Origin of the sequence: Arthrobacter sp. SDTb3-6 (assembly GCF_013376095.1) — a bacterium.
GTDB lineage: Bacteria > Actinomycetota > Actinomycetes > Actinomycetales > Micrococcaceae > Specibacter.
Genome location: NZ_JAAMFN010000041.1, coordinates 1 through 16,779 on the forward strand (window position 1 = coordinate 1; position 16,779 = coordinate 16,779).

The window sequence follows — 16,779 nt, forward strand, 5'->3', positions numbered from 1 at the left end:
TTCTCCTTGATTGTTTGGTTCCTGCACCGCCATGCGCTGCGACGGCTGCCGCCCGGGAATTATTCTGCGCCGGACCGGGGCCGGGTTTGGCGCAGCGCGTCCACCGGCGCCAAACCCGTTGCGGGTCCGGCGCCTGCCGAAAGCGGCCTCAGCCTGCGGACCGCTTCGGTACGGTCAGCATTCGACGACGTTGACGGCGAGGCCGCCCATGGCTGTTTCCTTGTATTTGGAGGACATGTCCTTGCCTGTTTCACGCATCGTGACGATGACCTCGTCGAGCGAGACGCGGTGCTGCCCGTCGCCCCACAGCGCCATCTTGGCGGCGTTGATGGCCTTCGCAGCGGCTATCGCGTTGCGTTCGATGCACGGGACCTGCACGAGCCCGCCGATGGGGTCGCAGGTCAGGCCCAGGTTGTGTTCCATCGCGATCTCCGCGGCGTTTTCCACCTGCCCGGGGGTGCCGCCCATGACCTCGGCCAGGCCTGCGGCGGCCATGGACGATGCCGAGCCGACCTCGCCCTGGCAGCCCACCTCCGCCCCGGAAATCGACGCCTGTTCCTTGTACAGCACCCCGACGGCACCGGCGGCCAGCAGGAACCTCACCACAATGTCCTCCACCACGGCATCGTGCCGGTCGGCGGGGGCGTTGCGGACGGCGTCGAGGTAGTGGGTGGCGTAGAACATCACGGCCGGGATGATCCCCGCCGCCCCGTTGGTCGGGGCCGTGACCACGCGCCCGCCGGAAGCGTTTTCCTCGTTCACGGCCAGCGCCACCAGGTTCACCCATTCCTGCCAGAACTTCGGGTCCCGGTCCGGGTCCTCCTCCAGCAGCCGGGCGTGCCAGGCGGGGGCGCGGCGGCGGACCTTCAGCCCGCCCGGGAGCAGCCCTTCGCGGGTCAGGGAGGAGTTCTTGCAGTCCTCCATGACGTCGCGGATGTGCAGCAGCCCTTCCCTGACTTCCGCCAGGGTGCGGGAGGCACGTTCGTTGGCGAGCATCACGTCCGAAAAGTTCCCGCCCACCGCCCCACAATGCTCCAACAGCTCGGCGGCCGTGCGGAACGGGTGGGGCAGCTTCGCCTTGGAGGACTCCAGCTCGGCCACGGCGGCCTCCACCCCGCCTTCGCGGATGATGAAACCCCCGCCCACGGAAAAATACGTCGCCTCGGCCAGCACGGCCCCGGCAGCGTCCAGAACGGCGAACTTCATCCCGTTGGTGTGGCGGGGCAGCACGGTCAACGGATGCAGGACCATGTCCCCGGCGCCATACGCCAGGGCCACGCTGCCGCCCAGCAGCAACGGCCCGCCCGCGGCGAAGGAACCCAGCCGGGACTCCACCTCTGCCGGCAGCACCAGCTCCGGTTCCCGGCCTTCGAGCCCCAGCAGCACCGCCGTCATGGTTCCGTGCCCGCGTCCCGTCGCGGCCAGCGACCCGTACAGGTCCACGCGCAGGCCGCCGACCCGGTCCAGGAGCCCGGCCCCGGCCACCTCCGCCACAAACGCCGCAGCCGCCCGCATCGGCCCCACCGTGTGCGAGCTCGACGGGCCGATCCCCACGGAAAACAAGTCAAAAACACCAACAGACATGACAACATCCCTTTCAAGGTCCGCCAGTGCTTCCCCGGCGAAGAGCCGTGGAACTGGGGATACTGCGAGCGGAAGAAAATTTGCACCTTGGGATTCCAACACCCCCAACAGGCTGGAACCCCACGGCGCGGTTGGCCGGCACAACGGCCGGCCAACCGTACCGGTCAGGACAGTGCGGAAACCCCCGGGTACAGGGGATGCGCAGCCGCCAGCGCAGCGACCCGTGCGCGCAGCGGCGCAAGGTCGGCACCGGCGTCGGCCGTGAGGGCCTCGGCGATGATGTCCGCCACCTCGGCAAACGCCGCCTCGCCAAAGCCGCGCGTGGCCAAGGCCGGCGTGCCGATGCGCAGCCCGGAGGTGACCATGGGCGGACGGGGGTCAAACGGCACGGCGTTGCGGTTGACGGTGATGTCGATGGCCGCCAGGCGGTCCTCGGCCTGCTGCCCGTCAAGCTCGCAGTTGCGCAGGTCCACCAGGACCAGGTGGACGTCGGTGCCGCCGGAGACGACGGAGATCCCGCGCGCTGCAACGTCCGGCTGGATGAGGCGCCCGGCGAGGATGCGCGCGCCTGCCAGCACCCGCTCCTGCCGTTCGGCGAACTCGGCGGAGGCGGCGATCTTGAAGGCCACGGCCTTCCCGGCGATGACGTGCTCCAGCGGCCCGCCCTGCTGTCCGGGGAACACGGCGGAGTTGATCTTCTTCGCGATCTCGGGATCGTTGCTGAGGATGATGCCGCCGCGCGGACCGGCCAGGGTCTTGTGCGTGGTGGACGTGGTGACGTGGGCGTGCGGCACCGGTGAGGGGTGCAGCCCCGCGGCCACCAGGCCGGCAAAGTGGGCCATGTCCACCATGAGGTAGGCGCCCACGAGGTCCGCGATGCGCCGGAATTCGGCAAAGTCCAGCTGCCGGGCGTAGGCGGACCAGCCGGCCACGATCAGGGCCGGCTTGTGCTCCAGCGCCAGGCGCTCCACCTCGGCCATGTCCACCTGGTGGGTGTCCTCGCGGACCTGGTACGGGACCACGTTGTACAGCTTGCCGGAGAAGTTGATCCGCATGCCGTGCGTCAGGTGGCCGCCATGGGCCAGGTTGAGCCCCATGATGGTGTCGCCGGGCTTGATCAGCGCGTGCATGACCGAGGCGTTGGCCTGGGCCCCGGAGTGCGGCTGCACGTTCGCGTACTGCGCACCGAACAGGGCCTTGACCCGGTCGATGGCAAGTTGTTCAATGACATCGACGTTCTCGCAGCCGCCGTAGTAGCGCCGTCCCGGGTAGCCCTCAGCATACTTGTTGGTCAGCACGGAGCCCTGGGCCTGCATGACGGCGGCCGCCGTGTGGTTTTCCGAGGCGATCATTTCCAGGCCGTTGCGCTGGCGTGCCAGCTCGGCGTCGATCTGCACGGCGACATCCGGGTCCAGGGCGGACAGCGGCGCGTTCAGGCTCGGTGAGGCCACCTGGACGAAGTCCGTTGCAGCGGCGGCCGTCACAGTTCGCCGCCGTTGGCTGCGGCGTACTCGGCCGCGGTCAGCAGCGGGCCTTCGGAGGCAACGGCCACCTTGAACAGCCATCCGGCCCCGTACGGGTCGGCGTTGACCACGGCCGGATCCTCCACCATGGCGGTGTTCACTTCGGTGACCTCGCCCGTGACGGGGGCGTAAAGGTCGGAGACGGACTTCGTGGACTCAATCTCCCCGCAGGTCTCGCCTGCGGTGATGGTGGCGCCCACCTCGGGCAGGTCGACATAGACGATGTCGCCGAGGGCGTCGGCGGCCACGGCGGAGACGCCCACGGTGGTGGGGCCGGCGCCGTCGGAGGCGATCCACTCGTGCTCGGCGGAGTATTTCAGTTCTGCTGCTACCTTGCTCATATTGTTCCTTTGGGTCAGGTGCGGTGGGTTGCGGTCTCGACAAGCTCAACCAGCGAAAAACATGAATGCGGGTCTTGATGCTCGACCAGCAAAAGGGGCGGCTACTTTTGGCGCTTGTAGAACGGCAGGGCGACAACCTCGAAGGGCTCGGCCTTGCCGCGCAGGTCGACGTCGACCTGCGTGCCCAGGCCGGCGTGTTCGACGTCGACATAGGCCAGGGCAACCGGGTAGCCCAGGGTGGGGCTCGGCTGGCCCGAGGTGACCTCGCCAATGGTGGCGCCGTCCTTCAGGACCGAATAGTGGCCGCGGGCGGCCCGGCGCCCCACGCCCTTCAGGCCCACGAGCTTGCGGCCCGTGGTGACGCCCGCCCCGGATTCCTTGATGGCAGCCAGGGCGGCCTTGCCGACAAAGTCGCTTTCCTTCGCCAGGGACACGACGGGTCCCAGCCCGGCGGAGTAGGCGTGGCCTTCCGTGGAGAGCTCGTTGCCGTACAGCGGCATGCCGGCTTCCAGGCGCAGGGAGTCGCGCGCCGCCAGGCCGGCCGGAATGAGTCCGTGCGGGGTGCCTTTTTCCAGCAGTGCCTGCCACAGGGCCGGCGCGTCCGCGTTGGGCAGGTAGATCTCGAAGCCGTCCTCGCCCGTGTAGCCGGTGCGGGCCAGCAGCAGCTGCTGGCCGTTGATCCCGACCTCCACCGCGGCGTAGTACTTCAGTCCGGTCACGAGTTCGTGCTGCGCTTCCGGCACCAGCGTCAGGAGGATGGCCTCAGCCTCGGGCCCCTGCACGGCGATGAGGGACGTCTCGGCGGAGGCATCCCGGACGGTGGCGTCAAAGCCGGCGGCGCGCTCGGCCAGCAATGCTGCCACGGTGGCGGCGTTGCCGGCATTCGGAACCACCAGGTAGTTGGTCTCGGAGCGGCGGTAGGAGATCAGGTCGTCGACAATGCCGCCGTCGGCGTTGCAGATCAACGAATATTTCGCCTTGCCCACGGCCACGGCGGACAGCTTGCCGGCCAGCGCGTAGTCCAGGAAGGCGGCCGCATCGGGGCCGTCCACCCACACCTCGCCCATGTGGGACAGGTCGAACAGGCCCGCGGCGTTGCGCACGGCGTGGTGTTCGGCCAGCTCCGAGGAGTACTTCAGCGGCATCTGCCAGCCGCCAAAGTCGGTGAACGAGGCGCCGGCCTTTTCGTGTTCGCCGTAAAGGGCTGTGTGGTTCTCAGTCTGTGATTTCTCAGTCATGGGAATTCCTTTGCGGTGTTAGTTTGCGAAGTCTTCGGCGAAATCTTCGATCGGGGGGCAGGAGCAGACCAGGTTGCGGTCCCCTGCGGCCCCGTCGATGCGGCCCACGGGCGGGAAGTACTTGTCCTGGCGCAGGGAATCCACGGGGAACACGGCCTGTTCGCGGGTGTAGCCGCGGTCCCAGGCGGAATCGACGACGGCGGCCGCCGTGTGGGGCGCGTTGCGCAGCGGGCTGTCCTCGAGGGTGAAGGTGCCCGCGGCCACCTCGTCGATCTCCTGGCGGATGGAGACCATGGCGGTGATGAAGCGGTTGATTTCGCCCAGGTCCTCCGACTCGGTCGGCTCCACCATGAGCGTGCCGGCCACGGGGAAGGACAGGGTGGGGGCGTGGAAGCCGAAGTCGATCAGGCGCTTGGCCACGTCTTCGGCGGTGACCCCCGTCTGGGCGGTCAGTTCGCGCAGGTCCAGGATGCACTCGTGCGCCACCAGGTCCCCGGCGCCCGTGTAGAGGACGGGGAAGTGCTCGTTGAGCTGCGAGGCGATGTAGTTCGCTGCCAGCAGCGCGGACTTGGTGGCCTCGGTCAGCCCCCGCCCGCCCATGAGCTTCACGTAGGCCCAGGAGATCGGCAGGACGCCGGCCGAGCCGAAGCGCGAGGCGGAGATCGGGATCCCGGCCGTCGAACCAGCCGTCGCGGGCGCCGCCGGGCTGTTGGCGTCGCCGGGCATGAACGGCGCCAGGTGCGCCTTGGCCGCCACGGGGCCGACGCCGGGGCCTCCGCCGCCGTGCGGGATGCAGAACGTCTTGTGCAGGTTCAGGTGGGACACGTCGCCGCCGAACTTGCCCGGCTGGGCAAGCCCCACGAGGGCGTTGAGGTTGGCACCGTCAACGTAAACCTGTCCCCCGGCGGCGTGGACGGCGTCGCAGACGTCACGGACATCGGCGTCGTACACGCCGTGCGTGGACGGGTAGGTGATCATGATGGCCGCGAGCTGCTCCCGGTGGGCCTCGATCTTGGCCGTGAGGTCGTTGTGGTCAATCGTGCCGTCGGCCGCGGTGGCCACGACCACCACCTTCATGCCGGCCAGCACGGCGGAGGCCGCGTTGGTGCCGTGGGCCGATTGCGGGATGAGGCACACGGTCCGCTGGCCCTCGCCGCGGGAGACGTGGTAGCCGCGGATGGCCAGCAGGCCCGCCAGTTCGCCCTGCGAACCGGCGTTGGGCTGGATGGAGACCTGGTCGTAGCCGGTGATCTCGGCAAGGTCCGCTTCCAGGCCGCCGATGAGTTCGCGCCACCCTTCCGTCTGGGAATCGGGGGCGAAGGGGTGGATGGAGGCGAAGCCGGGCCAGGAGATGGCTTCCATCTCGGCCGTGGCGTTGAGCTTCATGGTGCAGGAGCCCAGCGGAATCATGGTGCGGTCCAGTGCCAGGTCGCGGTCGCTGAGGCGGCGGATGTAGCGCAGCAGCTGGGTTTCGGAGCGGTGGCTGTTGAAGACGGGGTGCGTGAGGAAGTCCGAGGTGCGCAGGGTCTCCGCCGGCAGCGCGAAGGCCGCCCCGCCCTGGTGGTCGGTGCCGTCGCCGGCGGGGGCCGCGCCAAACAGGGCGGCCACGCGGGCCACGATGTCCGCCGTCGTCGTTTCATCCACGGAGATGCCCACGAGGTCGGCGTCGATCGGGCGCAGGTTGATGCCGTCGCGCTCGGCGAGGGCAACAATCGTGCCGGCCCGGCCCGGAACCCGGACCGTCAGGGTGTCGAAGAAGGACGTGTGCAGGACCTCGACGCCGGATGCGTCCAGGGCCGCGGCGAGCGTGCGGGCATGGCCGTGGACGGTTTCGGCGATCGCCTTCAATCCGTCGGGGCCGTGGTAGACGGCGTACATCGAGGCCACAATGGCCAGCAGGGCCTGGGCGGTGCAGATGTTGGAGGTGGCCTTCTCTCGGCGGATGTGCTGCTCACGTGTTTGCAGGGCCAGCCGGTAGGCCGGGAGGCCGGTGTTGTCCGCGGAAACACCCACGATGCGGCCCGGCAGGGACCGTTCCATGCCCTTGCGCACGGCCATGTAGGCCGCGTGCGGGCCGCCGAAGAACAACGGCACGCCGAAGCGCTGTGCCGTTCCCACGGCAATGTCCGCCCCCTGCTCGCCGGGAGGCGTGATCAGCGTCAGCGCCAGCAGGTCCGCGGCGACCGTGACGAGCGCGCCGCGTTCCTTGGCCGCGGCGATGACGGGGGCGTGGTTGAAAACACGGCCCGACACGCCCGGCTGCTGCAGGACGACGCCGTTGATCTCGCCTTCCGGAAGCCCCTGGGACAGGTCGGCGATTTCCACCTCGAAGCCCAGCGCCCGGGCCCGGCCCAGGACCACGGCAAGCGTCTGCGGCAGCAGGTCGGAGTCCAGGACGGTCTTGCCGTCCGCGGCGCCCTTGGTCTTGTTGGCCCGGCGCATGAGCAGCACGGCCTCGGCCACGGCGGTCGCTTCATCAAGCAGTGATGCGTTGGCCACCGGCAACGCGGTCAGGTCGCTGACCATGGTCTGGAAGTTCAGCAGGGCCTCGAGGCGGCCCTGGGAGATTTCGGGCTGGTACGGCGTGTAGGCGGTGTACCAGGCCGGGGCTTCGAGGACGTTGCGGCGGATGACCGCCGGCGTCACGGTGTCGTAGTAGCCCTGGCCGATCATCTGGACGGCGGTCTTGTTCTTGGCGGCGAGTGCGCGCAGTTCGGCCAGCACTTCAACTTCGCTCAGTGCCGCCTGCAGTCCCAGCGGCTTGCCTTGGCGGATGGCGTCGGGGACGGCGGTGTCGACCAGCGAATCAACGCTGTCATAACCGATGGCCTTGAGCATGCTGTCGATGTCGGCCTGCCGGCGGGCACCAATGTGCCGGTCCGCAAACACTGTCGAGTTGGATTGAATCGTCAAAAGGAACTCCAAGGGAAGGCCGCCCGGTGGGTACGGCAAGGATTTGGGTTCCTCCCCGCTCTGTCTTGGACCTGAGAGATTCCGCAGGACTGCACGTCCGCTTGCACCGTCGGTGAGCGCGGCTTGCGCCGAGCTGCTTTCCAGAGTTGCCTCGCCGTGGCGGTACATGGGCCTGAGAGATTCCTGGGGAGGATTTGCTCCTACGGCGCCGCCAAAAATGCTTGGGAGGACTCTCCCGCCACGATTTGAAAGGCCTATGAAATTGTGGTGATTCCCGCCACACTATACACGAAAAACACCCGCGCCCCAAATCAGGCCGCGGGCAACGGGGCCTGGCGTGCACCCGGGCGGACTTCACCCGGGGTGGCCGTTTTGCGCTCAGCCCCGCCATGCGCTACCGTGTGACTCGCGTCACCCATAAAAGTGAAGTGCCCATGACCCGCGGCGGGAGAGTCCTGCCGGCATGCTCGGCAGGCGCCGAAGGAGCAAACCCTCCCCGGGAATCTCTCAGGCCCCTGTACCGCCGCGGCAAGGCAACTCTGGAAAGCAGTCCGGGAAACCGGTCTCACCGACGGTGCAAGCGACCCTTGGCAGCAAGGGCGCGGAAACTCTCAGGTCCATGACAGAGCGGGGAGGAACCCAACCCTTCGTGGCCCCGGCCACCTGAACGATGGAGTTCCCTGTGACGATTCATCAACCCGGTTCCGTCCACGATGCACCACCCCAACTGCAGCGCCAGCTCAGCAACCGGCACATCCAGTTGATTGCCATTGGCGGTGCCATCGGGACCGGACTGTTCATGGGCTCGGGCAAGACCATCTCGGCGGCCGGGCCCTCAGTCATCTTTGTCTACATGATCATCGGCTTCATGCTGTTCTTTGTCATGCGGGCCATGGGCGAGCTCCTGCTGAGCAACCTCCACTACAAGTCGTTCAGTGACTTCGCCGCGGACCTGCTGGGCCCCTGGGCCGGATTCTTCACCGGCTGGACGTACTGGTTCTGCTGGGTGATCACCGGCATCGCCGACGTCATTGCCATCGCCGGCTATTCCCAGGAACTGTGGCCGGGGCTTCCGCTCTGGATTCCCGGCCTGGTCACGATCGGCATCCTGCTGGTGCTGAACCTGACCACGGTCCGGGCCTTTGGCGAAACCGAATTTTGGTTTGCCCTCATCAAGATTGTTGCCATCGCCGCACTCATCATCGTGGGCCTGTTCATGATCTTCAGCGGCTTCCACTCCAACGCCGGGGCCGCAAGCTTCACCAACCTGTGGACCCATGGCGGCTTCTTCCCGCACGAGTTCATGGGCTTCGTGGCCGGCTTCCAGATCGCCGTGTTTGCCTTCGTGGGCATTGAACTGGTGGGGACCACGGCGGCCGAGGCCAAGGACCCGGAGAAAAACCTGCCCAAGGCCATCAACTCCATCCCCGTGCGCGTCCTGCTCTTTTACGTCGGCGCCCTGGTCATCCTGATGTCCGTGATCCCGTGGACCGAGTTTGCCGCCGGGCACAGCCCCTTCATCGCCATGTTCTCGCTGGCCGGGCTGGGCGCCGCGGCAACCGTGGTCAACCTGGTGGTGCTGACCTCCGCCATGTCCTCGGCGAACTCCGGCATCTACTCCACGTCGCGCATGGTTTACGGCCTGGCCAAGGAAGGCGACGCACCCAAGCCGTTCGGCAAGCTGTCGGGCCGCAAGGTGCCCCGCAACGCACTCTTCCTCTCCTGCGTCCTCCTTCTCTCCGGCGTGGTGCTGATGTACGCCGGTCAGGACATTGGCAAGGCCTTTGAAATGGTCACCACGGTCTCCGCAGTCTGCTTCGTGTTTGTCTGGTCGATCATCCTCGCCAGCTACCTGGCCTTCCGGCGCCGCCGGCCTGAAAAGCATGCCGAATCCGCCTTCAAGATGCCCGGCGGCATTCCCATGGTTTTTGTGGTCTTTGCCTTCTTCGCCTTTGTCCTCTGGGCACTGACGACCCAGATCGACACCCTGCTGGCCCTGCTGGTCACGCCCATCTGGTTCGTGGTGCTCGGCGTGGTCTGGTTCTTCCTGCGCAAGCGCCCCCGCCACGTGTCCCGCTACGAGACGTTCCAGGGCGAGCTGCAGTCCGAACGCGACGCGTCCGTGAAACTGCAGGGCACGAACTCCGGACACTGACGGCAGACACTGACGGCAAGGGCCGGCGGCGGGGCCGGTTTTCCGGCCGACCGCCGCCGGCCCGCCCTGTTTCCGGCCCACCCGTCGGCCGGAAGATCAGTTCCCGGCTGCCGCCTCCAGCGCGGCCTTGGCCAGCGGGCCGCCCGTGATGGCGCCAAGGTCGCCGTCCTCGACAAAGACGGCCACGGCAATGTCGCCCTGGGCGGCAATGACCCAGGAGTGGGTGTGCGGCGGGTTGTCCGTGCCGAACTCGGCCGTGCCGGTCTTGCCGATGGCCGGGGCGCCGGGCAGGTCCGCCAGGTTGGTCAGGTAGCCCTCGGTGACGGACGCCCGCATGAGGGTGCGCAGCCCCTCGGCCTCCTTGGCGGTGACGGGCGTGCCTTCGGCGGGCTTGGCCTTGCCGTCGTGGCCGGCCACGAGCACCGGCACCACCTCGGCCCCCTTCACGGTGGAGGAGATCAGCGTGGCCATGGCAAGCGGGGAAACCAGCACGTTGCCCTGGCCGATCATGGAGGCGGCGTGCTCGGTGCCGGCCGAGTCGCGGGGCACGGAGCCCATGAAGGCGTCCAGGCCCAGGTCGTTGGCCATCCCGATGCCCAGCGCCCCTGCCGCGTCGGCCAGCTTGTCCTGGCCCAGGTTTTGGTACTGGGACACAAAGGCGGTGTTGCAGGAGTGTGCGATGGCCAGGGTCATGGGGATCTGGCCTTCCGCATTCACGTCGTAGCCGGGGGCGTTGAAGAACTTCTTGCCGTCCGCCGTGAATTCGGGCGTGCAGCTGAGCGTGGACTGCGGGTTCCTCCCTTCCCGGAACAGGCCCAGGGACGTGGCGATCTTGAACGTGGACCCCGGGGCGTAGCGGCCCAGGAAGGCCGTGTTGTAACCGTTGCTGTCGGGCCCGTTGGCGGCGGCCAGGATGGCGCCGGTGGAGGGCTTCATGATGACGATGGAGCTGGGCGTCTTGACGTCCGCCAGGGCATCCTCGGCGGCCGTCTGCAGCGCGGGCACCAGGGTGGTCTTTACGTCCCTGCCGTTGATGGGTGCCTGCGTGAACAGCTCCTTCGCAGCGGCGGCGGGACCGGCGGCCGGGGCCCCGGCGCCGGGCGTCGGGGTGGCGGTCGGCGTGGCGGCGGCCCCGGGCACGGCCTCGATGGTGACGCCCGGGGTGCCGGCGAGCTGGGCGTCAAAGGATGCCTGCAGCCCGCTGCCGCCCACCACCTGCCCGGCCACCACCTTGCCGTTGGACTTTTTGATGTCCTCCGCGGTGGCCTCGTGGACCGCACCGAGGACCGCCTGGGCGAAGGTGCGCGACGGCGCCAGCGGCAGTGTGCCCGGCGTGGCCAGGAAGCCCTTGATGCCCTTGAGCTTCGCCTGGTCCAGCGCGGAGTAGGCCTCCGCACGCAGGGTGATGGCGTCCACGAATGCCACGGGGCCGTAGGCCTTGACCTTGGCCAGGTAGGCGGCCGGGTCAATGTCGACGACGGCGGCCAGCGCCGTGGCGGAGGCCTGGGCCTGGGCGTCGGTGAGTCCGTCCTTGTTGATGCCCAGGGTCTCCACGGGCCGGTCCTTGACAATGGCCTGGCCGTCGGCGGCCAGGATGCCCGCCCGCTGGGGATGGCTGGTGGAGATCTTCAACTGGTCCCCGGCCGCGAGCTGGGGCGCCACGATGGACGGGTTCCAGGTGACGGTCCAGCCGTCGCCGTTGCGTTTCATGTCCGCGGCCGTCTTGTACGTCCACGGCTTCGCCACATTCGGGATGGTCCACGAATAGCCCAGGGAGACGCGCGCGGTGTTGTCCGCCTTGACCGCGACGCCGTCCACGGTGACCTTGGGCCACACCGGGCCCATCCCCTTCGACAGTCCGGTCAGCTCCTTTTGCACCTCCGCGGCCGGCTGGTCGAAGGCCACGGAACCCACCGTGTGGGTGGAGAGCGCAGCTGCAAGGGCCTTGGCGGTGGCGGTGCCGTCGTCCTTCGGCGCGGAGCAGGCGGCCCCGGCCAGGACCAGTGAGAGGACGGACAGGAGACCCGCGGCACGACGAAGCATGAAACCCCTAGCGTTGATGGTGTGCCCAGCTTACCGATAAAGCGGGGACACCCAACGCCCGATGCGCGGCAGGCCGGGCCCGCCGCTCAGCCGTTGCAGGCGAAGCGCTGCTGCAGGCGCGTTGCGGTGCTGTCCGGGTTCAGCAGCAGGATGCAGCCGATCCCGACGACCACGAGATAAACGCCGATCATGGTGAAGGACGTGTTCATGCCGTGCGTCAGCAAGGTGATCATGTGGGCGCTCTCGGGCACGCCCTTGGCAGAGGGCCGGTATCCCGTGTTGTCCATCAGCATGCCCACCATGGCCGGGGCAATGACGCCGCCCAGGGACGCCAGGCCCGTGAGCGTGGCCATGACGGCGGCACGCTGCCGGGAGCCGACGCAGAAGGCCACCGCGGTCGGTGCCAGCGGGAAGACCAGGGCCAGGCCCGCGGCGACGGTCAGCAGCGACACCGCAATGAAGCCGTGGGTATGTGGCAGGACCAGGAAGCTGGCCCCGGACAGCAGCAGGGCAGCGCCGAAGAGGGCGCCCAGTGCCCACCGCACGGTGACGCCCCGGCACATGAGGAACCGCGAGGAATAGCCCAGCACCATGAGCGTCAGCGCGCCGACGGCCCACGGGAGCGTGGAGACGACGCCAATCATCTCCGGGCCCAGGGACACAACGGACGACAGGTACTTCGGCGACCAGGTGGTCAGGAAGCCCTGGGCCCAAAAGCAGCCGGCACCTGCCAACACGGCCGCCACGAACATGCCGCTGCCCAGCACCCTGCGGATGGGGACCACCTGCAGCAGGTCCGCCCGGTCCGTGATGCTGGCGCCGGCAGGCTTCAAGGGCGCCTGGTCCGCTCCCGGGGCCGCCTCCGCAAGGCCCTTGGACTGCGAGTGGTGGCTGTACGGGCCTTCCCGGCCGACCAGCAGCCAGCACAATGTCCAGGCCAGGCCGGCCAGGCCGAGGAAGCCGAAGGCCCAGCGCCAGCCGAGGGCCGGGTTCACAATGATCCACATGAGGATGGGCGCGGCGATGATGGGGCCGAGCGTGGAACCGATGGCGATGAGGCTGCTGGGCAGGCCGCGCTCCTTGGCGGGGAACCAGCCATGGACGTTTTGCAGCGTGATGGGCGTGGCCGGACCTTCCGCGGCGCCCAGCAGGATCCGGGCGACGAGCAGCACGGCCGCACCTCCGCCCAACAGCATGGGGAACTGCAGCACGGCCCAGCACACGCCCATGGACACGATGATCCAGCGCGTCGGCACGCGTCCTGCCAGGAACCCCACGAGGACCGCGGAAATGGCAAAGAGGAAGAAGAAGGCGCTGCCGATGAAGCCAAACTGGCCAGCTGTTAGGCCCAGGTCGCGCATGGCCGAGTCGGCCACCAGGCCAAGCACGGCCTTGTCGGCAAAGTTGATGATCTGGAAAACCACCAGGGCCCCGGTCACCAGCCAGGCCCGGCGGTTCATGCGTCCGTGGGCGACCGCTGCCCGGAGTGTGTGTGGGGGAATCTCGCTTCGTACTGTCATGGCATGGCACCTGTCTTCATTGTCAGTCTGCTGATGGTGGTGAAGTCCGCCCCCACGGGGAACATATCGTTGTCTTCTGCGATGGACACCTGGCCGGCGAAGTCTGCACGCACTGCCAGGAGCATTTTCGCCAGGTCCGCCGCCCCGGGCGTATTGGGCACAATGTGGTGCAGGACCAGGGCGCCGACGCCGGCGGCCCGGGCCACCAGGCCCACCTGGCCATAGGGCGTGTGCGACTCCTTGAGGTGTTCGATGATGCCGGCCCGGGCGGGGCCGTCGGGGAAGGTGGCAACAATGGCCTCGAGGTCAATCACCTCGTGGAGCAAAAGGTCCGCCCCCTCGGCCAGGCGGATGCAGTTTTCCGAATAGGCGGTGTCGCCGGAAACCACCACTGAGCCGTAGGCGGAGTCGAACCGGAAGCCGAAGGCGGGGAAGCACAGCCGGTGGTCGACGAGGATGGCGGTGACCACCACCAACTCGTCGCGGTAAATTTCAAACGGCTCCATGTGCGGATGGCGGGCCGTGACCGGATCGGCGTTGGCCGCGTCCGGGATGGCGATGTCATGGGCCGTGATCCACGCGTGCGGATCCCCGCGCCCCTCATCGGCCATGCGGACGGCCACGTCCGAGGCGAACACGGTGTCAAGCAGGGCATCCACCATTTCAACCGTCCCGGACATCCGCCGTCCGCCGAGCCGGGCGGCAATGGCCCGTGACTGTTCTTCATCCAGGGCCGGCGGCCGGGACGGGCGGCCGGGCCCGAACACGTGGACGGGGCGTGAAAACGATTCGCCGGGCACTTCCCACCCCGTGACCAAAAAGGAGCCGAGGTCGTAGATGTGGTCGGAGTGCTGGTGGGTCAGAAAGATGCCCCTCAACCCGTCCCAGCGGCACTCGTTGCGGTAGTTGCGGATGCTGCCCATGCCGCAGTCCACCACGTAGGTGGCGCCGTCGACGGTGATGGCGGTGCTGGTGCCGGCGCGTCCGCTGGAGACGATGGGGCCGCCGCCGGTTCCCAGCGTGCGGACCGTCATTCCCTTCGGGCTTGAAGTGCTCATGGATGGTGCCTCGATTCAGGGGGAGATGTTGTGGGGAGGGTGTCCGGCCAACGCGGTAAACGCGGTTGCGGTGATGTGAGCTACAGCATATGCAGTGTTTTTCGCGATCGCAATAGCTATTGCATATATTGTTCCGTCCGTGGCATGCTGGCTTCATCACCAGCCCGATGAAAGGAACACCATGGAAATCCAGACCGGCGAGGAAATAATCCTGGGGAACTTGCCCAAGGGCATCACCCTGGCCAGCGAGGCCTACGGCAACAAGACTTGGAATGTCCTGGGCCACACGTACCTGGCCAAGGTTGAGAGCGCATCAAGCTTTGCGTGGCTGTCCCTGGATCCCACCGGGACGGGTGTCCCGCCCCATGTGCACCCCACCCAGGACGAACACATTTACATCATGGAAGGCGTCTATACGCTCTACCTTGACGGTGAATGGACGACGGCGGGCCCCGGCGACACCGTCCGCATGCCCATGGGCCTCCCCCACGCCTACTACAACAAGGGGGAAACGCCCGGCAAGTCGCTCTTTTGGGTCAGCCCCTCCGGCAGCCTGTCAACGTTGTTTGGCAAGCTCCACAACCTGACCGACCCCGAGGAAGTGGTGCGCATTTCGGCCCTGTACGACGTCAACTTCCTGCCGCCGGGCGCCGTTCCCGGGGCGTAGCCCGCCCGGCGGCGGCAGGGACCATGGTGCCTGCCGCCGCCTTGAGCCACTTCAGCGACCGGCCACGGCAGCATCTTCTCCGGGCCACGAACGCAGGGAGAAACGCATGAGCGTCAAACAACGGGAGCGCTTCACCATCCGGTATGGCACGGGCGGCGGGCAACATGTCCACTGCCTGCCTGCCCTTGGGCGTCCCGGCGCCGCCGCACACGGGACGGTGCTGCTGGTCCACGGCGGATACTGGCGCGCACAATTCGACGCCGGCCTCATGGAACCGCTCGCCGCCGAGTTCCAGCGGCGGGGCTGGCAGGTCGGCAATGTTGAATACCGCCGCCACGGCAACGGCGGCGGGTGGCCGGAAACCATCGAGGACGTCCGGGCCGCGGTCCGCGCCATCACCGGGACTCCATGGTGCCGCGCCGCGCCCGGTCCGGTGGTGGGCGTGGGGCACTCCGTGGGCGGCCAGCTGGCGCTGCTCGCCGCGTCCGGGCTGGACGCCGTGGTCGCCCTGGCACCCGTGACGGATACCGCACGCACCTTCCACGAACGGCTGGGCGAAGACGCCGCTGCGGAGTTCTTTGGCGCAGGCCCGCGGGAACTGCCCGAACAGTATGCGGATTCCTCACCCGTGCGGCAGTTGCCCCTCGGCATTCCCGCGCTGGTGGTCCACGGCGCCAATGACGCGCGCGTGCCCGTCAGCCACTCGCTCGACTACGTGCGGGCCGCGCGCAGCGCGGGTGACCGCATCACCCTCCTGGAGCCCGCCGACCTTGGCCATCTGGCCGCGATCAGCCCCACGGCCGGTCACTGGGACGCCGTACTCACCTGGCTGGGCTCCCTCGCGGATGGGAAGGCACCCAACAAGTCCTGGGCGTGGGCCCGTGCCACCCCGGCAATCAGCCCGTGGACATCCAGGAATGCCTTCTTGGCCAGCGGGGCCTTCCAACCATCAGGCAGGTATTCAAACGGCAGGTTGGGGTCCCGGTAGGGGAAACGGCGCCACACGGTCAAAATCGACACGTACGTCTTGAACGCGTCGGCGCGCTGAAGCGGGTCCAGGCCGCCGGGGCCGGCAGCGGCCAGCAGGCCGGCCCACCGCCGCGGCTCCGCCCCAAAACCGTCGAGGAATTCCTGGTACTGCGCGTCCAGTTCCGCCAGGTCCCACCACCTGGCCACCTTGCCCCTGACGTCCTCCCCGCCGGGAATGGCGGCGTCAAAATATTCCACGTACCCGTCAAGCCCCCGTTCGGCCAGCCGCGCAACTGTCTGCGGAAGCGCGGTGCCGGGTGCTATGCACACGCCCGCCGACACCGTGCCAAAGCCCAGGCTGACGAGTTCCGAGCGCAGCTCGTAGCGGCGGTTGCGCTCGGCTTCGGGGACGGAAAAGACGACCAGTGACCAGGGGTCCCCGGGCCGGGATCGCACGGGGGCAAAGATGCGCTGGTCGTCGGCATGGAAGGCGTCCAACACGGCGTCGGACAATTCGTACCTGGCCACGCGGCCTTCGCGCACGCTGCGCAGCACCCCCTTGTGCTTGAGACGCGACACCGAGGAACGGGCCGCCGGCCCGTCCACGCCCAGGTCCGCCAGCAGGGCAACGAGCCCGGCCACGGGCAGGGAACCGGCGGCGAGGCTGCCGTAGAGCCCGTACAGGGTCACAATCAATTGCTGGTGGAGCAGCCGGGGCCCGGCTGTTGGGGTGGAGGTCACGCAATTCCCGTCGCTTGGAGTTCTCCC

11 protein-coding genes, 1 pseudogene and 2 riboswitches are annotated in these 16,779 nt (G+C 68.1%); of the genes and pseudogenes, 3 read left to right on the forward strand and 9 right to left on the reverse strand.

Translation table 11 applies throughout. The features are described from left to right. Window positions 1–174 precede the first annotated feature (174 nt). From G6035_RS16400 to gcvP, 5 genes are all read right to left on the reverse strand, one after another. Window positions 175–1,584, reverse strand: a complete 1,410-nt coding sequence (locus tag G6035_RS16400) for an L-serine ammonia-lyase (protein WP_176618179.1) — start codon at window positions 1,582–1,584, stop codon at window positions 175–177. 164 nt (window positions 1,585–1,748) lie between these two features. Beyond that, on the reverse strand, window positions 1,749–3,068 hold the full coding sequence (glyA, locus tag G6035_RS16405; protein WP_309145235.1) for a serine hydroxymethyltransferase: 1,320 nt from the start codon (window positions 3,066–3,068) through the stop codon (window positions 1,749–1,751). After that, window positions 3,065–3,448, reverse strand: coding sequence for a glycine cleavage system protein GcvH (gene gcvH / locus G6035_RS16410; protein WP_176618180.1), 384 nt, complete (start codon window positions 3,446–3,448; stop codon window positions 3,065–3,067). The genes glyA and gcvH overlap by 4 nt, the downstream gene beginning before the upstream one ends. 101 nt (window positions 3,449–3,549) lie before the next feature. Continuing rightward, window positions 3,550–4,686 (reverse strand): glycine cleavage system aminomethyltransferase GcvT, encoded by a 1,137-nt coding sequence (gcvT, locus tag G6035_RS16415; protein WP_176618181.1) that lies wholly within the window; start codon window positions 4,684–4,686, stop codon window positions 3,550–3,552. 18 nt (window positions 4,687–4,704) lie between these two features. Then, window positions 4,705–7,599, reverse strand: a complete 2,895-nt coding sequence (gcvP, locus tag G6035_RS16420; RefSeq protein ID WP_176618182.1) for an aminomethyl-transferring glycine dehydrogenase — start codon at window positions 7,597–7,599, stop codon at window positions 4,705–4,707. Window positions 7,600–7,749: 150 nt separating this feature from the next. Further along, window positions 7,750–7,847: riboswitch (glycine riboswitch) on the reverse strand. A 187-nt stretch (window positions 7,848–8,034) separates the two neighbouring features. Next, window positions 8,035–8,132: riboswitch (glycine riboswitch) on the forward strand. A 137-nt stretch (window positions 8,133–8,269) separates the two neighbouring features. Here gcvP and G6035_RS16425 point away from each other — a divergent pair. Continuing rightward, the gene (locus G6035_RS16425; protein WP_176618183.1) at window positions 8,270–9,754 is read left to right on the forward strand and encodes an amino acid permease; all 1,485 of its coding nucleotides are present in this window, start codon (window positions 8,270–8,272) and stop codon (window positions 9,752–9,754) included. A 96-nt stretch (window positions 9,755–9,850) separates the two neighbouring features. Here the strand turns inward: G6035_RS16425 and G6035_RS16430 are convergent, their stop codons facing one another. The 3 genes from G6035_RS16430 to G6035_RS16440 all read right to left on the reverse strand — a co-directional run bounded on the left by G6035_RS16430 (window position 9,851) and on the right by G6035_RS16440 (window position 14,375). Next, on the reverse strand, window positions 9,851–11,797 hold the full coding sequence (locus G6035_RS16430; protein WP_176618184.1) for a penicillin-binding transpeptidase domain-containing protein: 1,947 nt from the start codon (window positions 11,795–11,797) through the stop codon (window positions 9,851–9,853). Between the two features lie 86 nt (window positions 11,798–11,883). Next, on the reverse strand, window positions 11,884–13,317 hold the full coding sequence (locus G6035_RS16435; protein ID WP_176618185.1) for an MFS transporter: 1,434 nt from the start codon (window positions 13,315–13,317) through the stop codon (window positions 11,884–11,886). Then, the gene (locus tag G6035_RS16440; protein WP_176618186.1) at window positions 13,314–14,375 is read right to left on the reverse strand and encodes an MBL fold metallo-hydrolase; all 1,062 of its coding nucleotides are present in this window, start codon (window positions 14,373–14,375) and stop codon (window positions 13,314–13,316) included. Before G6035_RS16440 ends, G6035_RS16435 begins: the two co-directional genes overlap by 4 nt. A 181-nt stretch (window positions 14,376–14,556) precedes the next feature. Here G6035_RS16440 and G6035_RS16445 point away from each other — a divergent pair, with 181 nt between their 5' ends. Beyond that, the gene (locus G6035_RS16445) at window positions 14,557–15,042 is read left to right on the forward strand and encodes a cupin domain-containing protein (protein ID WP_176618187.1); all 486 of its coding nucleotides are present in this window, start codon (window positions 14,557–14,559) and stop codon (window positions 15,040–15,042) included. Window positions 15,043–15,148: 106 nt separating this feature from the next. Next, window positions 15,149–15,790, forward strand: a pseudogene (locus tag G6035_RS20250) (alpha/beta hydrolase family protein); the annotation flags it as partial. A gap of 56 nt (window positions 15,791–15,846) precedes the next feature. Here the strand turns inward: G6035_RS20250 and G6035_RS16450 are convergent. Further along, window positions 15,847–16,752, reverse strand: coding sequence for a PaaX family transcriptional regulator C-terminal domain-containing protein (locus G6035_RS16450; RefSeq protein ID WP_176618188.1), 906 nt, complete (start codon window positions 16,750–16,752; stop codon window positions 15,847–15,849). Window positions 16,753–16,779: the final 27 nt, after the last annotated feature.